We start from the raw sequence: 220 nt of genomic DNA, 5'->3' as shown, positions 1-220 counted from the left end.
AGCCGCGATAATGACGCACTTTGCATCAGGCAAACCTCCTGGGGGATCGCCACAAAGTTGTCGATTGCAGCCGCCGCCGCGTCACTGTGCGGGTCGAGCACGTTGACCTTGTCAAATTTCAACGTATTGAGCTGACTGGCGAAGACTTTCAGCGCAAAGCTGTCACCCGATACCATATGTCTGTCCTGACGCGCCCACGGCAGCCAGGGAAGGTCGAGAT

At 56.8% G+C, this 220-nt stretch carries 1 pseudogene; it reads right to left on the bottom strand.

What is annotated here, in order from left to right:
• Window positions 1-220, bottom strand: a pseudogene (locus FDX22_RS24535) (ribose-phosphate pyrophosphokinase); the annotation flags it as partial.

The organism is Citrobacter sp. TBCS-14, from assembly GCF_005280805.1.
Classification (GTDB): domain Bacteria; phylum Pseudomonadota; class Gammaproteobacteria; order Enterobacterales; family Enterobacteriaceae; genus Citrobacter; species Citrobacter gillenii.
This window is presented reverse-complemented; position numbering and strand designations above follow the sequence as displayed.